The following is a 15,911-nucleotide window of genomic DNA, read 5'->3' on the forward strand; positions in this document are numbered from 1 at the left end:
ATACATCTTCAAGAAGTGCTATTTTGCATTCCTAATCCTAAATCACCATGATTAACTTTTAATTAATGCCAGATGCTAGATGCATCCTTGATACTTTTGTCTTAATCTTCTAGTGCAGCATCGCAAAAATAACTATTGAGTCGAAAAAAGTTCAAAAGCGTAATTTACAAGCTTTTTTCTTTTATCTCTGTCTTCTCACACTAGTACAGCACGGCGTAAATAAACTACCCCTTCGGGTGACGCTCGCAGGCTCGCTAACGCTACGCTAACAGCAGTTCTTCATGGGGGGAACCCCCAAGACCGGACTGCCTCACCATTCCAAATCAACGAAACGCTTACGTTGTATTCATTTTGAATTTTGAATTTTGAATTTTGAATTCCGCTTTGCGGCACTAGTGTCCGTTTTGAATAAAAGACTCCACCTTAGCTACATCCTCTTTGCTACCAATAATTAAAGGCGTGCGCTGATGCAGTTTTTTTGGCACCACATCCAAGATATTTACTAGTCCTGTAGTAGCACGGCCGCCTGCTTGCTCAATCAAAAAGGCGAGAGGAGCCGTTTCATAAAGCAAGCGTAATTTTCCTTCTGGATTTTGAATTGTGCCTGGGTAGAGAAACACGCCGCCTTGAACCAAAATTCTATGGATGTCGCTCACCATTGCGCCGCTATAACGAGCGCTGTAGCCTTCTGTGCGATGAACGTAGCGAATGTATTCTCGAATTGATTCTTCCCACTGCCAGAAGTTACCTTCGTTCACGCTGTAAACAGACCCGTGGTTAGGAATGCGAATATTTTCTTCTGTGAGAATAAACTCTCCTAAGCTGGGATCGAGAACAAAGGAATGAACGCCCTTACCTATAGTATAAACCAGCATCGTGCAGGGTCCATATAGGATGTATCCGGCAGCGAGTTGCTTGCGTCCGTTGGCGAGTAAGTCAGTTGCCTTCCCATCGCTATCAGTTCCTTCTTGTTGGCGAATGGCGAAAATGGAACCTAAGCTGAGATTATTATCAGTGTTGGATGAGCCATCAATTGGGTCATACAGCAGGGTATAGCGGCCAATCGGACAATTTTCCGGGATGTAGTAAGGATTTTCCATTTCCTCAGAAGCGAGGCGACAGACTAAGCCACTTTGCTTAAACACTGAGATAAATACATCATTGGCATAAACATCCATCTTTTTGACGGATTCGCCTTGGACATTAACTTCCCCAGTAAATCCGAGAACGCCTTCCATTAAACCGGCGCGACTCATACGACGAGCCACCAGTTTTCCGGCTAGGGCGATGCGATTCATCAGCGCACTCAAATCCTGTGCATCTGGCGAAAAACTCTGAAGTTGTTGGAGAACGTGACGGGATAAAGTTGTACAGTCACGATCTAAAGCTCTGTCTGTAGCATCGTAGGCAGATAAGTCTAAAGATTCTGGCGCTTTAGTCATTTTTATGTTCTCCGCAGCCACTAGCTGTTAATTGGGTTTTAGTCATCTGTAGCAACTTATAGTTGCTGCTTCTATCTTAGAAAGGTAATTTGAGAACTTAGATGCGACTTTAGATAAACTAAAGAAATGAATCTTCAGTGACCCCTGCACCTAGATCCTAGCTACTTCGACTTAACATGAATTTCTCAAGCGCGCGGGTATGCCTATGCTTACTATCAACAAATTCAGGAGGCAGGAGGCAGGAGGCAGGAGGCAGGAGGCAGCAGGCAGGAGGCAGAAGGCAGAAGGCAGAAGGCAGGAGGGAACCCACGTTTTTAAACGTGGAATTGAAGTAAGGATGCCTTGTGTCGAGATGCGTGGCAGGAGACACAGTTTTTTTTATACTAGTGGGCAATAACCCATAATTAAAGTTTTTGTTAGTACTTCTTTCCTTCTGCTTTCTGCCTTTCTTTGTAAAATCCCCACATTTGCGGCAGGGACTATAGGCTGACTCTGAAATATTAAAGGACTTCCAAATAAAAAAACATACAATTTTTCTTGTGGGGTGGGCGACACGAGAGGCCTTGGTTATGGGCGGACAAGATGTCCACCCCACAAGATTGGATCGTTTATTTCTTGGCAATCCCTAATACGAAACTAGTATCAGATTTGCCCAAGGCAAGCAATCTGCCTGGTTAACTAAGTACAACTTTGCGTAAAAGCGTAGCGTTTTTAATGCAAGCCAATGCATTAACAATACAAGCCGATGCATTAACAAGGCGGCCACCGCATTAACAATGCAAGCCCATGCATTAACATTGTCGTGTATTGCCAATTTAATTCGGTACGAATTAATGAAATGCTGTACTAAGATACTTTTGGTTGCTGCCATAGGATGAGTTTTAATTCAGAGCAGTAGTAAGCCTCATCACTGATTTGGTGTTCGTGGTCGGCTATCCAATCATAAATTTGTGTTGCTTTTGCTAATGCCACTTTTTCTGAACGATAAAGCTGAGGAGTAGGACAGTAGGCTTGGCCATTGATGTGTATAGCTGCAATCTGCCAATAATCGCTCTCTGGTACAACTTCTAAAAACCCGTTACTGTAAGGCTGGATTATTCCTATGTTCATCTACAACCATCAAACTTTCTAACATTGGCCACAACAAAGCCGATACCAGCCAATTCAAGCGAATCAAAGCTGGAATCACCAGGGAATGCGATCGCAACCCCTGCTAATGATTTTGGATTCGTAGTCAATGGAAATCTGAATTATTGGTCACTTTTTTGGCTTGATTCCGTTATTGGCAAAAATAATGGCACTAGGGACTGGTCGGCGCGGCTACATTGGGATTGCCTAAACTCAGAGTGCGGCTGGATAGATGATAATCTGTAGAGCGAACCAGCAATTCGCAGTACTCACTCAAAATAACCGCACAAAAGGGCTAAATTTATCATGTCCCGTCTACTAACAGCATTCCGGCAGCGATTCTTACGGAGTATTGCAAAAGCAATACTTTTAACTTTGATTAGTAGTTTAATACTTCCTGGGGCTACTTGGGCTGTTTCTAGCTTGGGAGTTGATAATGGTCATCTTAGTTCTTGTCCGGCTTCAAACAACTGTGTTGTTAGTCAAAACGCAGATGAAAAACACGCCATCGACCCGATTCCTTATCATGTAGACCGCAATGCAGCTAGAGAAATCTTACTAAAAGTTATCAGTGTTGTTCCGCGTACAGAAATTGTAGAACAAACTGATAATTACATCCACGCTCTTTCTAAAAGCCGTATCTTCAAATTTGTTGATGATGTAGAATTTTATTTACCTCCTAATGAGTCAGTAATTCATCTGCGATCGGCATCTCGCGTGGGAGAGTCGGATCTCGGTGTCAACCGCAGACGAGCCGAACAAATTCGTCTGGCTCTACGCGATTTAAACATTTGATTTTGGCGCTACTTATTCTTATTTAACTGATAGAAGTGCGATCGCAATACCATTACAAAATTTATACTTAGTGGAGAAATGTCAGACTATCTGCAATGATTGTGCTTTCCATACCTTAGTGGAAGAAGCGATAACGTGCATTCATCCTGACGAATTTGGAGTTAATTGTTCTACCGTCATTTTCTGCGATTCATTTGAGCCAGCACTCATAATTGACAGTCCTTGCGTGACATACGGGAACGATGAAGAATAACGTCAATTGCAAAGGCGCAGCATTTCAAAACTCACGTCGCTATTTAATAAGTTATAGTAATATAAAAGGTCTTGGGCGATTAGCACAGGGGTAGCGCACATCCTTCACACGGATGGGGTCACTGGTTCAAATCCAGTATCGCCCACTTATGTAGAGCAATAGTTTCAGCTAACAGGCTTCAGTCTCTTAAACCTAACTTATGTCAGTTTATGTCATTTAGGTTTAAGAGACTTATTAAGTAATATAAATTGTTGAGTAGTCGTTGACACTAAAGTTTTCACTTAGTAAGCTTGATACAGTTTACTTAGTACCCATTATGAATGAACTAGATGACGCTGACAAAAAAATAGTAGGTATGGTAATTGCGGGTATAGCTTTATTAATTACTGTTCCATTTATATGGAATAATTATCAGGAATATCAACAGAGAGAAAGTGCGCGTAAGACTTGTGAGGAAGTAAGAAAAATTAAAGATGAAGTAAATGCCAAGGTAGATAGAGGGGAGCGGATATCCTCTACTGAAGCTGCTGGAGCTTTTCAGTTGCGTTATCTCACAACTTGCGACTGTAAGGAAATAAAAAAGACTCAAGATGATATGTTAGCCAGGGTACATAGAGGAGAGCAGGATGCGCTTATGGAAACCGTTGCGGTTTTTCATTCAACAGCTTTCGCAGCTTGTGGTAAGCAAAATAACTAAGCAGCCCTCAACATTGAAGACTTAGGTACTTCCTCTTCCAGTTCACCCCACAAATCATCACCATAAATATTACTGTTATCTCCTATCTTCCAAGCATAAGTAGCCTTCAGTTAATAAACGTAACTCATTGTTTGTCAACTTTATATAAGATTTCTTTAGTGATTTCTCTTACTTCTCTGACTTCCTCAATAATTTTAGTGTGGTCTTCTACATACTTATTATGGTGAGTCTTTGAGTCTACAGACATATTTTGTACACTATTGGCTAGTGACCTAAAAGATTGAGAATCTGATTCTAGCTTTTCCATCCATTTTGTGATAAGAGCATTTAACCCTAACCATCGGGCTAGTACCACTAAGCTGAGAAGGGTCACAATAATTCCTAACCCCACGCCCATGCTTTGGGCTAGTATTTGGTCAACTATTTTAGATTGGGTATCAGGATTTAGATTAATATAATTGATTTCTTTAGAAATTTGAGATTTTTCTACTTGTTGTGTCATTTTAATATAATTAATTTCTTTAACAATTTGTGGTTTGTCTGTGGGCTGAGTCATTTTGTTGGGGTGATTTTATAAATTTACAAAAAAATAAGCCCCAATTAAGGGGCAAGTTATGTTAGATTCCTAACTCTGTAGTTCTAATAAAGTCTACAAAAGCTTGAATATCAGTAGGTTGATTATCTAATACATACTGAGCTTGTTCAGCCGCGCCTTCTACAGAAGCGGGGTCTCTTTCTGGATACAATGAATAATAGTCAGTACTGCTAATCTCTAAAGCTTCCCATTCTGCTTTATTAGCATTCATTCTAAGGAGTGCCCAATACTCACCTAGAGCATAATCAATCCATTCTTGAGGAGGTAAAGTAGCAACTCTAAGGGGAGGGTAAACTACCAAAGCGCAATCTATTGGGTAAACTTTATAGTTATCAAATTCATCAATTTCATAACAGTAATCATTGTCCTGACCTTGTAAAATACTCATAATATAGTCCTTATTATTTAAGCAGTTCTAAAGAATAAAAATGGTAAACCAGCAGTAATTTCAGTTAAAGTATCAAGTGGTGCCGTAGTAGGTAGGCTGCCAGAAGAATAACTCAAAGGATTTCTATACCCATATACCAAGTTATAAACGCCAAAGGTGACTCTACCTAAATAATATGTAATTGAAGCTAAAGCGGTCTCTCCACTAATAGATAGGGACACATTAGAAGTAATAGCAAACCAATACCAGCCAGGGTTAAAAGTATAAGATACAGTATCCCCTCTTTCTAAAGTACCAGCAGCATTTAATTCTACAGTTTGAATCAATAATGTATCAGGTAAAAAGGTTGTAGAATTATTAGAATAGACTCCAAATCTAAACAGTCCAGTAGTAGTAGTGACTTGGTTTATTGACATCTTACTAATAGTTATTGGCTTAGTAATACTGAAAGGATGATAACTAATAGTATTTGCTGTAGAAGCTGTGGTGATAGCGGTTAACCCATCAGTTAGTGACATTGCGCTATACCATAAACCACTCCTATAACCTGGGTGATCTCCTATCCTATTACTTGGTTCATAACTACTAGTAGCGGAGTTATAAACCAAAGTTTGAGTATTGGTTGGAGCAGTAGAAGATATTGCTACACCTTGAATTTTGTTAGCATTCCACTGAGCTGTAGTATTACCCACTTGAGCAGCAGTAGTTCCATGAGGATTACTAGTGTCACTGGTATGCGTGGTTAAAGATGAACTGGAAGCAGCTCCAAGGGCAGTGAGGGCAGCAGAAGCAGTAGTAGACCCAGTTCCCCCTTTTGCGATCGCAAGTGTACCTGCTAGGTTTCCTAGAGTCAAATTAGCTTCATTTATATCAATATCTATTTCAGAGTTAGCAGTATCATTTGTAATAAATATTTTAGATGAACCAGCATTAATATTCTTAAACTCTAAATTAGCTCCAGTTTTCTGTTTATAGACTCCTACCCCACCTACACCGACATTTGATGCAGTGTTAGTTTCACCAGTACCACCAGCAGAAATGGTTTGGTTAGTCCATTTAGAAGTAGAAGAATTGTAAGCTAGAACTTGAGTATTTGAAGGTGAAGAAATAACTACATCAGTTAACTCAACTAGAGTGTCAGAAGCAGCGACTAAGCTATCAACTTCAGTTTTAGTATAGGTTGTACTTTGATTAGCTTTAGCAGTTAGAAGAGTATTAGTTTCTGTTTTAGTATAAGTGGTGGATGCATCAGCTTTAGTAGCTAAACCCGCAGTAAGTTCAGTATCCCTTGTGATGGCATCAGGTATTTGAGTATCAGGAATCTTAGCACCACTATCCAAAGTAGCAACCCCTAAAGCAATTCCTTTATCTGTAGTAGGAATAGCACCAACCTGTGCAGCAGTTACTGAGTGAGGATTACTTGTATTACTAGTGTGAGAAGTTAATGATGTAGTAGAGGCCGCTCCAAGGGCCGTCAGTGCAGCAGAAGCACTTGTGCTACCTGTTCCACCTTTAGCTACAGAAAGAGTACCTGAGAGGTTATTGAGGGTCAAATTAGCTTCAACTAAATCTACATCAATTTCATTATTTGCAGCATCATTAGTAACTGTTATTTTAGATGAGCCAGCATTAATGCTTTTGAATTCTAAGTTACTACCAGTCTTTTGTTTATAAACCCCTACCCCACCAACTCCAACATTACTTCCAGTAGAAGTAGTCCCTGAAATTAAAGTATCAGTTTGAGTTTTAGTGTAGACATCACTAGAATTAGCTTTAGGGGTTACTAATCCATCAACTTCTGTTTTTGTGTATGTGGTAGACTGATTAGCCTTAGCACTTAAAAAAGTGTCACTTTGGGGTTTAGTATAATAGTTAGTTAAGTCAGCCCCTGATACACTTGCTATAAGAGTATCCACTTCAGATTTGAGATAAACAACTGGGTCAGTAGAATTGGTATTAGTTCTCACTTTACCAGCTACAGTATTAGTTGCTAGATTTACACCAGCTTGGCTTAATATATAGGTTATTAAAGATTGATGTTGAGGATCAGAGGAATCAGCTCCACCTTCCCGCAGCACAGAGAGTTCTAAGTCAGAGGTTCCTACAGGTACAGTAGCATCAAAAGTTTCTCCACCTGGTAATACAAACCTGTAGAAAGATGAGCGTTCACCTTCTTCATTACACCAGAGAATAAAGTTGATTTTACCTTCTCTATCGGTGATAAAGTTTTTAGTAACTTGAGGGTATTCTATATTATCAATAGTATTACCCTGCATGTGAATTACTTGAACGACAGCATTTCTTAGGGGTTCATTATTTAGCCCAATGAATGTAGATTTAATAATTCTTTGAGTTGGCATATTTATTGTATGAATAAAAAAGTTCACTCTAAATTAATAAAGTGAACCTTAAATTTTTAATATTTAATAATCTTATTAACGGCTAACCAGGGTTGCATATTTTCATGTGAACCGCCACCACCTTGAGCATTAACACTGATACCAGAAGTGGAAGCATTCAGGCTAACATTAGTTTTTATACCTATAAGTGAAATACCTGTGAAAGTACCATAAATACTAATTCCAGTCCCACTAATTTGGGTATTAGGGTAGAAGTTACTTCCGCCAGCAACCTGAGTTAATTCTGCCCCATCCCCTCTAGTACCATTTCCTTCGTTGTATCCCCTATAGGGTCTTAAACTATGGGCATGACCTGGGTCATAAATAGTATGAGCATGTCCTGGGTCATTTACTGTGTGAGAGTGAGCAGATTCATTAACTGAGTGACTATGCCCAGGGTCATTTATTCCATGAGTGTGAGAAGGTATTTGGGCTAAATTTAAAACAACACCCTCTAATCCTCCTGTTTGTCCCAGTGTACGATTAGTTAACCCTGAACCTGTACCTGCTCCTACAGATACCCTACCTCTGCAATCTGGAACTTTGAAATTAACACCAGATTGACCATAAGAGTAACCAATTGCAGCAAACAGAGCTGGGTAAGTAGAAGGGGCATAATACGAACCATCTTGCCACAACCAACCAGAAGGTAATACTGTTCCCCCAAAGTCCATCATTGCCCCAGGTGGAATTAATTGGGTGACAGGAATATCAGATGGGCCTAATCTGTCAACTAGTTTATCTCTTAAATCAATGATGCTCCCAGATAGAGTTCCAGAGGCAGTAGTTACTTTAGCTAGAGGAAAACTAATATTAGGTAAGCTAGAGGCAGCTTGTACAGTTCCATCAGAACCAACATATATATACCTGGTAACATTATCTGGTAAATTAATTGAACCAGGGTTAATACTAACTAAGGTACTATCAGATAACAAAACTACTCCACCTAAATAAGAAAAAGTTAACCCTGATGTGTGGCTAACTTTTAGGCGATTATAAAAAGTATAGAAATTTGATTTAATTTGACCTGGTGTATCATCTAAATAGTCATCTAAAACCTTGGGGCCATGACCTAGAAAGTCAGCACCATCTACTATAGGATTAGCAATTGCATTGGCAATTTCAGCAGTAAAAATATCTCCATTTTGGAGGATAACTCTAGTCATATATTTTAATTAATAATATTTATGTTTTAAGCAAAAAATAATACTTCTATACTTAAAGCAGAGATGGTATAAACATCTGTAGTAACAGCAGCATTAACAGTAAGCCATAATGAAAAAGTGTAATTACCAGTGAAAGTTCCTGGACAAATACTAGTAATAAAAACGCTATTATTATCTAAATACCCAGAATTATTTATTGGATTAAGACTTGCTTCAATTTGACCCCCAGCATTATTTTTTAAAATACTAGTTAAAATAGCTACTGATTTTCCAAAACCACTAGTACTTAATCTTGCTTTAATAACAGCAAAGCGGTATGTATTACTTCCTAATGCAGAAGTTAAAGATAAAGTATTAACAGAAGTGTTATTACCTAAAATACTAGCCGAAGCTAAATTAGTACTAAACCTAACAGTACTATTTTTGACAAAAGCAGTACTAGCCACTTGAGTACTGTTATCAGAAACTGAAGCTGTGGGAACTGTGGGAGTACCAGTAAAAGTAGGTGAAGCTAAATTAGATTTAAGTGCTAAAGCTGCTGCAACAAAATTAGTATTAGCCGCCTTAGTTGAAGCATCTCCTAAAGTTTGGTTTGGTACAATTACATCCCCTGTAAAGATAGGAGAAATCAAGTTTGCTTTTAATGCAACATCAGATTTGACCTCTTCCATTTGGTCATAAACTGCATCTTGAGAAGCAGCTTTACCTGAACCATTCCAAGCAGAACTATAAGGGGTGTCATCCGCTAATATGAGGGAACCATTAGGTTCAACTGGTATAACCATCCAACTAGCTGTATTAGTTGGTACTACCCCTGTGATAGGATTTAAATCTTTTGAGATATAAGTTCTGTTCAGGTAAGTTACTAAATCTCTAAACTTGTAGGTAGTAGTGGGGTTATATGCACCTTGCGGAAATGGCCCACCAATACTTTGAGCAAGCGCTGGTGTACTAGCTATGAGCCTAGCAGTACGCAAAGCACCTGTGTCTAAAACATCATTTGTAATCCCAGTAGGGACTAGTGATGCAAATTGAACTGGACTAACATTAGGAACCATTGCATTAAAATTAATTAACGCTGGTTCAATTAATGATCCATCTGTAGCAGTTTTAAAGAATTGAAAGTTATAAGTAATTCTTGAAGTTTCAGATTGTGGCAGGGTTATATCAACGGCACCTGCTGTTATGGAAAATGTGTATGATTGAGGTAGATAGATTGTATCTGGGGAAGTAGCCTCATCAATTAGAGTACCAGCTAGCACCACAATAAGTTTACCTGTAATACCATTCCCAGCAGAATCTTTTAGTGTTCCTACTATTTGAGTCATTTATTTATATTATTTAAAATTCAGGAATATAAGCGTCATTAAATATAATTTCAGTACTGCACCAACAAGGCCCATATAATGAATTAAGCTTTTGAGTTAACTTAAATTTATCCCCATATTTATAGGCATTGGGTAAATAGATAATATATTCCCAAGCACTAGTGCCTAATGGGTCTCCAGTAGTGGAAGTACCTATAATAAAGTTACCTCTGGAAGTTATAAAGTGTCGTATATCAAAGCAATCTAATACTAGGCTTAACACCTCTTTAGACCCCTTATTGGGCCAGATATTAGTGTATGAATTAGATATCAATAATCTTTTAGTTTGGGTTACCCAGGTTTTATCCCAATAATCTCCTGTAAACCCAGTTAAAGGTGCTAAAAAATCTAACCATTCTGGGTCACACAATAGCGGATTTAGCTGCCTGGGTAAGTCATCAACTTTTACTTTAGTTCCTACCAGTAATTCATCAAAATAACCTGTGAGCCATTCAGTAATTTCATTAGTCTGATAACACTCAGGTAATCTACTATGTATAGGTTTATTAGTAGCCCAAGATTCAGAAGTTTGCATTATACAAATCCCCCTGACTCAGTGAACGATTCACCTTCCCCACGCAGGGCTTCATACACTACGCCATTCTTATCTACTAATTGCATGAATAGGGAATAAGGGTAAGGTAACGTATAATCATTTGGTATGGGAATATTTGAAGGAGTTCCATTTATACTTAGGGTACCTCCATCTACAATTACACCTGTGTTCCTTAGAGCGTAACCAACTTCAAAAAATAATATGTCTTTGCTTAATGGGTAATAACTAGGGTTTAAGTAATCTTGATATGCTTCCCATAAAATATCAAAAGCGTCTTCTGGGTCAACACCAGGAGCTAAATTATATTGTAATTCTGCGCTAATAGGTAGTAACTCTATAGGGCTAGCATAGAGGCTGGTACCTAGTTGAATTCTATTTGACAACTGAGATTTAACATAATTAATTTGGGCATCATTTGCAGGTTCACCATTTGAGTTTAGGAGAAATAAGTGAACTGCACCTAATTCTCTAGTAGTCTTATCCCCAGCAAGTAAACCTATAGCTTTACAGACTGAACCTTCACCTAATAAAGCTTCAGCAGCTTGTTCATAATCACTAGCAGAAACTAAATTTCTAAGTCTAATTTGAGTAAGTGCCCTATTAATAGCAGAAGCCTCACTTTCTAAATCTGAGCCACCTGAAGCAGCTTCAATATTAGTAACACCAGCAAGGTAAGTTAATGGTTGAGTTATTCCAGTAATAGAGTATGCGGAGATATTGTACTCAGAACCCACTTCCTCAGCAGTAGCAGTTACACTACCTGAAATTAATCCAGCAGGAATTACCAAAGGGGCATCAGTGAAGAATGAAAGTTTACCATTACTATCAACTACTTCAAACCCTTCAGGAATTGTGAATATAACACTTTGGGGGGAGCTAATACTGAATGTTAATGTGGTTTTAGCTTTGGTTCCAGAACTACGAGTAACCCCAGTAATCTTAAGAAAGTCAATTACTAAAGCTAAAGGTAATTGATTTATATAGTAAAGTAATTCAGCCCCAGCAAAGGCTTGACCTTGTATTAAAGCTGCAACTGGGGAATTCTCTGTGAAGTCATTTAATAAGCCACCAGAGGCGTTGTAGACTTTTAATTTAGCTTGTTCTACAAGCTCTGTCTCATCACGTGGGTCTAAAGTTATCGAAGTTAGAACTATTGAATCACTCATATTTTTACTCTCCAACCTTTATGAACTTTCTGCTTTCCTTTTAATAACTGAGTGACATGACTCTGTTGTAGATTCCACACCTTGCAGAAAGCTCTTATACTTTTAAAGGTATACTCCACTTCCTCTGGGGATATTAAGGTATGTTCTTCTAATTTACTGATACGACTTTCTATGGATTTAGCTTTAGCAGCAGGGGTATTAAGAGCGTGGATTTGCCCCTTACCTAAGTTAGCTTGTCTTAGCTTTTCTTTAACCTCATCAGTACGAGGAATACCTATATTCCAGGGAGTTTTACCCTTCATAGATTGGCTTAGTTTGACCTTAGCCTCCTCACCATGTTTCCTACCTAAACAGCTTCCAGCAATCTTAAGGATATTGTACTCAGGGTTATAAGTATCTAAATAAACTTGCTCAATATCTGTTAGATATTTGTTATCTGTAAACTCTTCTTTTGGTACTACCTCAAGAATTCTGAATTCAAACCTAAACTCAGTGTACTTATTCCAAGCCTTCTGTAGTACAGGAGAGTGGTGTTTACACAATCTGAGACTAGCTTTATGCTTATTCCACCTTTTTCTAAAACTTTCAGCAGTACTTCCTATATAAGCCTTACCATTGTCTCTATTAATAATCGCATAAATACCTGTCTGGTTAAGTTCAGCAGTAGTGTAGGTCATTTTAAACCCCTTACGTACTGATTCATAATAGAAATAATGTAGGCTGATAAAGATAAGTTTTCAGTTTCAGCTAACTTAATCCATTCTTCCTTTTTAGTAGAACTAACCCTAAATATAATGTTGGAATCTTTCATAGTTTGTATTAGTAAAGTATTACATCTCCTACTAATACAAACTGTCCCAATTCTAATAGCTTGGTTTAATATAATGTCAGCCATATTTAAATAGTTATTTTTATAGGATTTTGTTCAAGTTCTCCATACGACCAATACACTAAGATTACAGCTTCACCTTGGTCATTGATTGATCCATCAACTTCAAATTCAGCGTCAGGAATATATTTTTCTAACCCTGTTTTAAATTCAGAAGTGATCAGGTTAATATTTGAAATACTAGTAAATAGAAAATCAGTTCTCCCATAATTAGGAACCATTACCCTTTCATTAGTTTCAGTTTGAAGCCAACTAAGGATGTGCCCTTTAATTAAATCAGCTTCACTAGCCACAACAAGATTTCCTCTCACTGGGTCAATAGTAAGAGGAAAATTAATACCTTGAGTTATCATAAATTTCTGTTATCTAATATATATAGATGTCCCAATAGTTAGCTCCAGCCTTTTGTTGTGATGTGATCACCTCTACTGTCAGTTGCATCTATGGTGCAGATTTCTTTACCATTAATTGACATAGTGGAACAGTTGGTGAAGTGTACACCCTGGCCACCGCAATCAATAGTTAATATCCCACCTGACATTTGCGAGGTTCCATTGCTAAATAATTTAAAACTCCAAGTACCTGCTTGCAGTAACACATATTGGGCGGCACTTAAAGTAATAGCCTGTAGAGCTTGCATAAAAATATTTCTTTTAGAGTAAGCTTTAACATCTTCTGTAGCTGTAGAAGTTATACTTTTTTCAGAGTTAATAGCCACTTCATCACTTACATTTAAAGTGTCAGTTCCACTTACTGAAACGTTTCTATCTCCAGGAATAGATGAGTAATAATCATTAACTACATCTTCTTTGTCTTTAGGCGGGTTAGTGTCATTAATTATAGGGAGGTAATACCCGTTACTCTCTAGGCCATCTACAAATAAAATTAATACTGTTGAGTTGATTGGAGGTAGGTTAGCATCTACTCCAGGGGCAATGTCTAGTCTTCTAATCCAATCACTCTCTAAAGAAGGTGAGGAGGGTAATGATACTTTAATTCGTCTTTTATTTAGTGGGTCAATATTTGTGGTTACAGCCGCCAAAGTTGGGTAAGGTATCCTACCTTGTTGATCAAGAGCAATTTGGTTTGCTAACCTACTTTGATTTAGTATTTCAAATATATTATTCATAATTAGATTGGATCTCCTTTTTTGGGTAGTTTTACTCTTAAGCCTGGATCAATTGGGGTACCTGTTACCCTAATTTCAAAATGCAAATGGTTCCCAAAGGAATGACCCGTATTTCCCATTAATGCAATTACTTGACCTTGTTTAACTTGCTGACCATTACTGACTAGAATCTTACTAGTATGAGCATAAACAGTTTGTTCATTATTTGCATGGTCAATGATTACTTTGTTGCCATAACCATCGTTTGCATTTCCCGCAGAAGATATAGTCCCATCAGCAGCAGCTTGAATTGGAGTTCCAGCACTATTAGCAATATCAATCCCTTTATGAAGTTTAGTAACCCCATTAAGAGTTCTCATACCATATGGGGAAGTAAAGGTGCCATGTGCAGGAATAATATAATTGTTAGACCCTGAATTTGCACCATTACTAATAACTGGATTTTCTATTGACTTAACTGAAGGAATATCGCTACTAGCAGACTTGTTTTTCAGAGGAGAATAGCATGTAGCTCTACTAACAAAACTTCCTCCAGAGTATGTATGGGTAATAGTATCAATTACCCACATTCTATCAAGGAACTTACTAACACCTTTAGTTTGAAATAGGGTGTCAGGGTCAAGTGTTAAAACTTCAGGAGTAGTAGGGAATTCAGTTTGGGCTATGATACCTTTAATTCTGTTTTCATCACTTACTCTCTGACTATCAGCAGTATCGGTAGCCCCTGTAGTTGTAGGGGCAGGGATAGGGCTTATAGCTCCTGTTGTGGATGGTAAGCTATCTCCACCTGTGCCAACAACATTTTCCTTTTTCTTCTGAACTATAGCTCCAGTGTCAGGGTCAACTTCAAACTTACGCTCACCAACTGAAGTAGTCTCACCTGGTTTAGATGACCTTGCGCCTCCTGAACTGGAAGTTTGAGCTTGGTGGGAGACAGTAAATGTGCCACCCATGTTTGTGCCATACTCACATACAAAAACATTCTGGTCAGCTTTTAAACCCTTACGCGGCCCTATATATAATGTTGGGCCAACACAGTGAACTCTATAACCAATTCTTCTAGCTTCAATTAATAGTGCCTCATAATCTGTGATTCCTCTTTGAGGGAACCTAGTATACAGAGGGCCATCTTCAGGCATCTCAAGTTTCATTCCATAATTGGAAGTAATCTTTTGAGCTATCTTTTTAAAAGTCAAATTGGTGTAAACAGTATTCCTAACTATTTGAATTAAAACAACAGTAGCGGCAGTTCCAGTAAACTCAAGGGCATCAGGTTCAAATAGAGAAAACTTAAGTCCAGTATGAATGAAGCTATAAGCTGCGATCGCTTTACCCCCATAACCCATCTCAACTGTAATTTGGGCACCTGCTAGGGTCTTAGCAATTGGGGTAACTTGAGTAGTAGGTGACTGAGAAGCAGCTACTGAGGATGCAACATTATTAGCGGGTGTTACTCCAGAGGTGGCGCTATCAAGGGCTTTAATTATCTTCAGAGCAATGGGTAGTAAAGTATCATTTAAAGTTTGGTAATTACCAGAGGTAACAGCAGCTTGAGTTATGGAAGTTAAGCCAGCCTCAAGGTTAGTTATTTCTAATAGAGTTATTCCTCTACTAGGTGCGCTTAAAGCTTGTCTATGGGTAAAAGAATATGAACCAAATTCATTAGCTAAGGCAACGTCTATTACAGATAGAGACTTACCACTAAGGTCATATTTACCACCTGGAATTACACCTGATCTACCAGCAGGTTCATCACAATGTATTTCAAAAGCATAAGCCCCTGTTTGTTCCTTGAGAGTTCTAATAACCCAAGTTGCGGGTTATCAAGCTGTGGGTACTTTGCACTTGAATAGTCGTGCGCTCGTTCAGGACGAAGTGGCGGTTGCACGTCGCGCAACCGCCACCTCAATTAACTCAAAAATACAAATACTGAATTAGATT

At 38.4% G+C, this 15,911-nt stretch carries 17 protein-coding genes and 1 tRNA gene; 5 read left to right on the forward strand and 13 right to left on the reverse strand.

What is annotated here, in order from left to right; genetic code table 11:
- Window positions 1–392 precede the first annotated feature (392 nt).
- Window positions 393–1,442, reverse strand: a complete 1,050-nt coding sequence (gene fbp / locus RMY32_RS30140) for a class 1 fructose-bisphosphatase (protein WP_194043026.1) — start codon at window positions 1,440–1,442, stop codon at window positions 393–395.
- 846 nt (window positions 1,443–2,288) lie between these two features.
- Entirely contained in the window at window positions 2,289–2,552 is a 264-nt protein-coding gene (locus RMY32_RS30145; protein WP_322674816.1) for a hypothetical protein, read from the reverse strand.
- A 24-nt stretch (window positions 2,553–2,576) separates the two neighbouring features.
- On the opposite strand from RMY32_RS30145, the gene RMY32_RS30150 reads away from it, so the two are divergent.
- The 4 genes from RMY32_RS30150 (at window position 2,577) to RMY32_RS30165 (ending at window position 4,315) form a co-directional block, all read left to right on the forward strand.
- Window positions 2,577–2,816 (forward strand): hypothetical protein, encoded by a 240-nt coding sequence (locus RMY32_RS30150; RefSeq protein ID WP_322713883.1) that lies wholly within the window; start codon window positions 2,577–2,579, stop codon window positions 2,814–2,816.
- A gap of 60 nt (window positions 2,817–2,876) precedes the next feature.
- Window positions 2,877–3,365 (forward strand): DUF1499 domain-containing protein, encoded by a 489-nt coding sequence (locus RMY32_RS30155; protein ID WP_322713884.1) that lies wholly within the window; start codon window positions 2,877–2,879, stop codon window positions 3,363–3,365.
- A gap of 326 nt (window positions 3,366–3,691) precedes the next feature.
- Window positions 3,692–3,763 (forward strand) — tRNA-Val (locus RMY32_RS30160).
- A 171-nt stretch (window positions 3,764–3,934) separates the two neighbouring features.
- Window positions 3,935–4,315: a hypothetical protein gene (locus tag RMY32_RS30165; protein WP_322713885.1), complete on the forward strand. Its 381-nt coding sequence runs from the start codon at window positions 3,935–3,937 to the stop codon at window positions 4,313–4,315.
- Window positions 4,316–4,439: 124 nt separating this feature from the next.
- Here the strand turns inward: RMY32_RS30165 and RMY32_RS30170 are convergent, their stop codons facing one another.
- The 11 genes from RMY32_RS30170 to RMY32_RS30220 form a co-directional block, all read right to left on the reverse strand.
- The gene (locus RMY32_RS30170; RefSeq protein ID WP_322713886.1) at window positions 4,440–4,871 is read right to left on the reverse strand and encodes a hypothetical protein; all 432 of its coding nucleotides are present in this window, start codon (window positions 4,869–4,871) and stop codon (window positions 4,440–4,442) included.
- Between the two features lie 61 nt (window positions 4,872–4,932).
- A complete protein-coding gene (locus RMY32_RS30175) occupies window positions 4,933–5,298 on the reverse strand; it encodes a hypothetical protein (RefSeq protein WP_322713887.1) in 366 nt (121 codons plus the stop codon).
- 17 nt (window positions 5,299–5,315) lie between these two features.
- Window positions 5,316–7,658 carry a hypothetical protein gene (locus RMY32_RS30180; protein WP_322713888.1) on the reverse strand — a complete coding sequence of 781 codons (2,343 nt, stop codon included), beginning with the start codon at window positions 7,656–7,658 and terminating at the stop codon, window positions 5,316–5,318.
- A 56-nt stretch (window positions 7,659–7,714) separates the two neighbouring features.
- The gene (locus tag RMY32_RS30185; RefSeq protein ID WP_322713889.1) at window positions 7,715–8,863 is read right to left on the reverse strand and encodes a tail fiber protein; all 1,149 of its coding nucleotides are present in this window, start codon (window positions 8,861–8,863) and stop codon (window positions 7,715–7,717) included.
- 26 nt (window positions 8,864–8,889) lie between these two features.
- Entirely contained in the window at window positions 8,890–10,191 is a 1,302-nt protein-coding gene (locus RMY32_RS30190) for a hypothetical protein (RefSeq protein WP_322713890.1), read from the reverse strand.
- Window positions 10,192–10,204: 13 nt separating this feature from the next.
- Entirely contained in the window at window positions 10,205–10,765 is a 561-nt protein-coding gene (locus tag RMY32_RS30195; protein WP_322713891.1) for a phage tail protein, read from the reverse strand.
- Entirely contained in the window at window positions 10,765–11,952 is a 1,188-nt protein-coding gene (locus RMY32_RS30200; protein ID WP_322713892.1) for a baseplate J/gp47 family protein, read from the reverse strand. The genes RMY32_RS30195 and RMY32_RS30200 overlap by 1 nt, the downstream gene beginning before the upstream one ends.
- Window positions 11,949–12,629 carry a GIY-YIG nuclease family protein gene (locus RMY32_RS30205; protein ID WP_322713893.1) on the reverse strand — a complete coding sequence of 227 codons (681 nt, stop codon included), beginning with the start codon at window positions 12,627–12,629 and terminating at the stop codon, window positions 11,949–11,951. Before RMY32_RS30205 ends, RMY32_RS30200 begins: the two co-directional genes overlap by 4 nt.
- Before the next feature lie 220 nt (window positions 12,630–12,849).
- Window positions 12,850–13,194, reverse strand: a complete 345-nt coding sequence (locus tag RMY32_RS30210; RefSeq protein WP_322713894.1) for a hypothetical protein — start codon at window positions 13,192–13,194, stop codon at window positions 12,850–12,852.
- Between the two features lie 38 nt (window positions 13,195–13,232).
- Complete coding sequence (locus RMY32_RS30215; RefSeq protein WP_322713895.1) at window positions 13,233–13,970, reverse strand: phage baseplate assembly protein V; 738 nt, start codon at window positions 13,968–13,970, stop codon at window positions 13,233–13,235.
- A gap of 2 nt (window positions 13,971–13,972) precedes the next feature.
- A complete protein-coding gene (locus RMY32_RS30220) occupies window positions 13,973–15,109 on the reverse strand; it encodes a M23 family metallopeptidase (RefSeq protein ID WP_409884341.1) in 1,137 nt (378 codons plus the stop codon).
- A 418-nt stretch (window positions 15,110–15,527) separates the two neighbouring features.
- Here RMY32_RS30220 and RMY32_RS30225 point away from each other — a divergent pair, with 418 nt between their 5' ends.
- Entirely contained in the window at window positions 15,528–15,746 is a 219-nt protein-coding gene (locus RMY32_RS30225; RefSeq protein WP_409884343.1) for a hypothetical protein, read from the forward strand.
- Window positions 15,747–15,911: the final 165 nt, after the last annotated feature.

It is taken from the genome of Nostoc sp. ChiSLP03a (assembly GCF_034531215.2).
Classification (GTDB): Bacteria; Cyanobacteriota; Cyanobacteriia; order Cyanobacteriales; family Nostocaceae; genus Nostoc.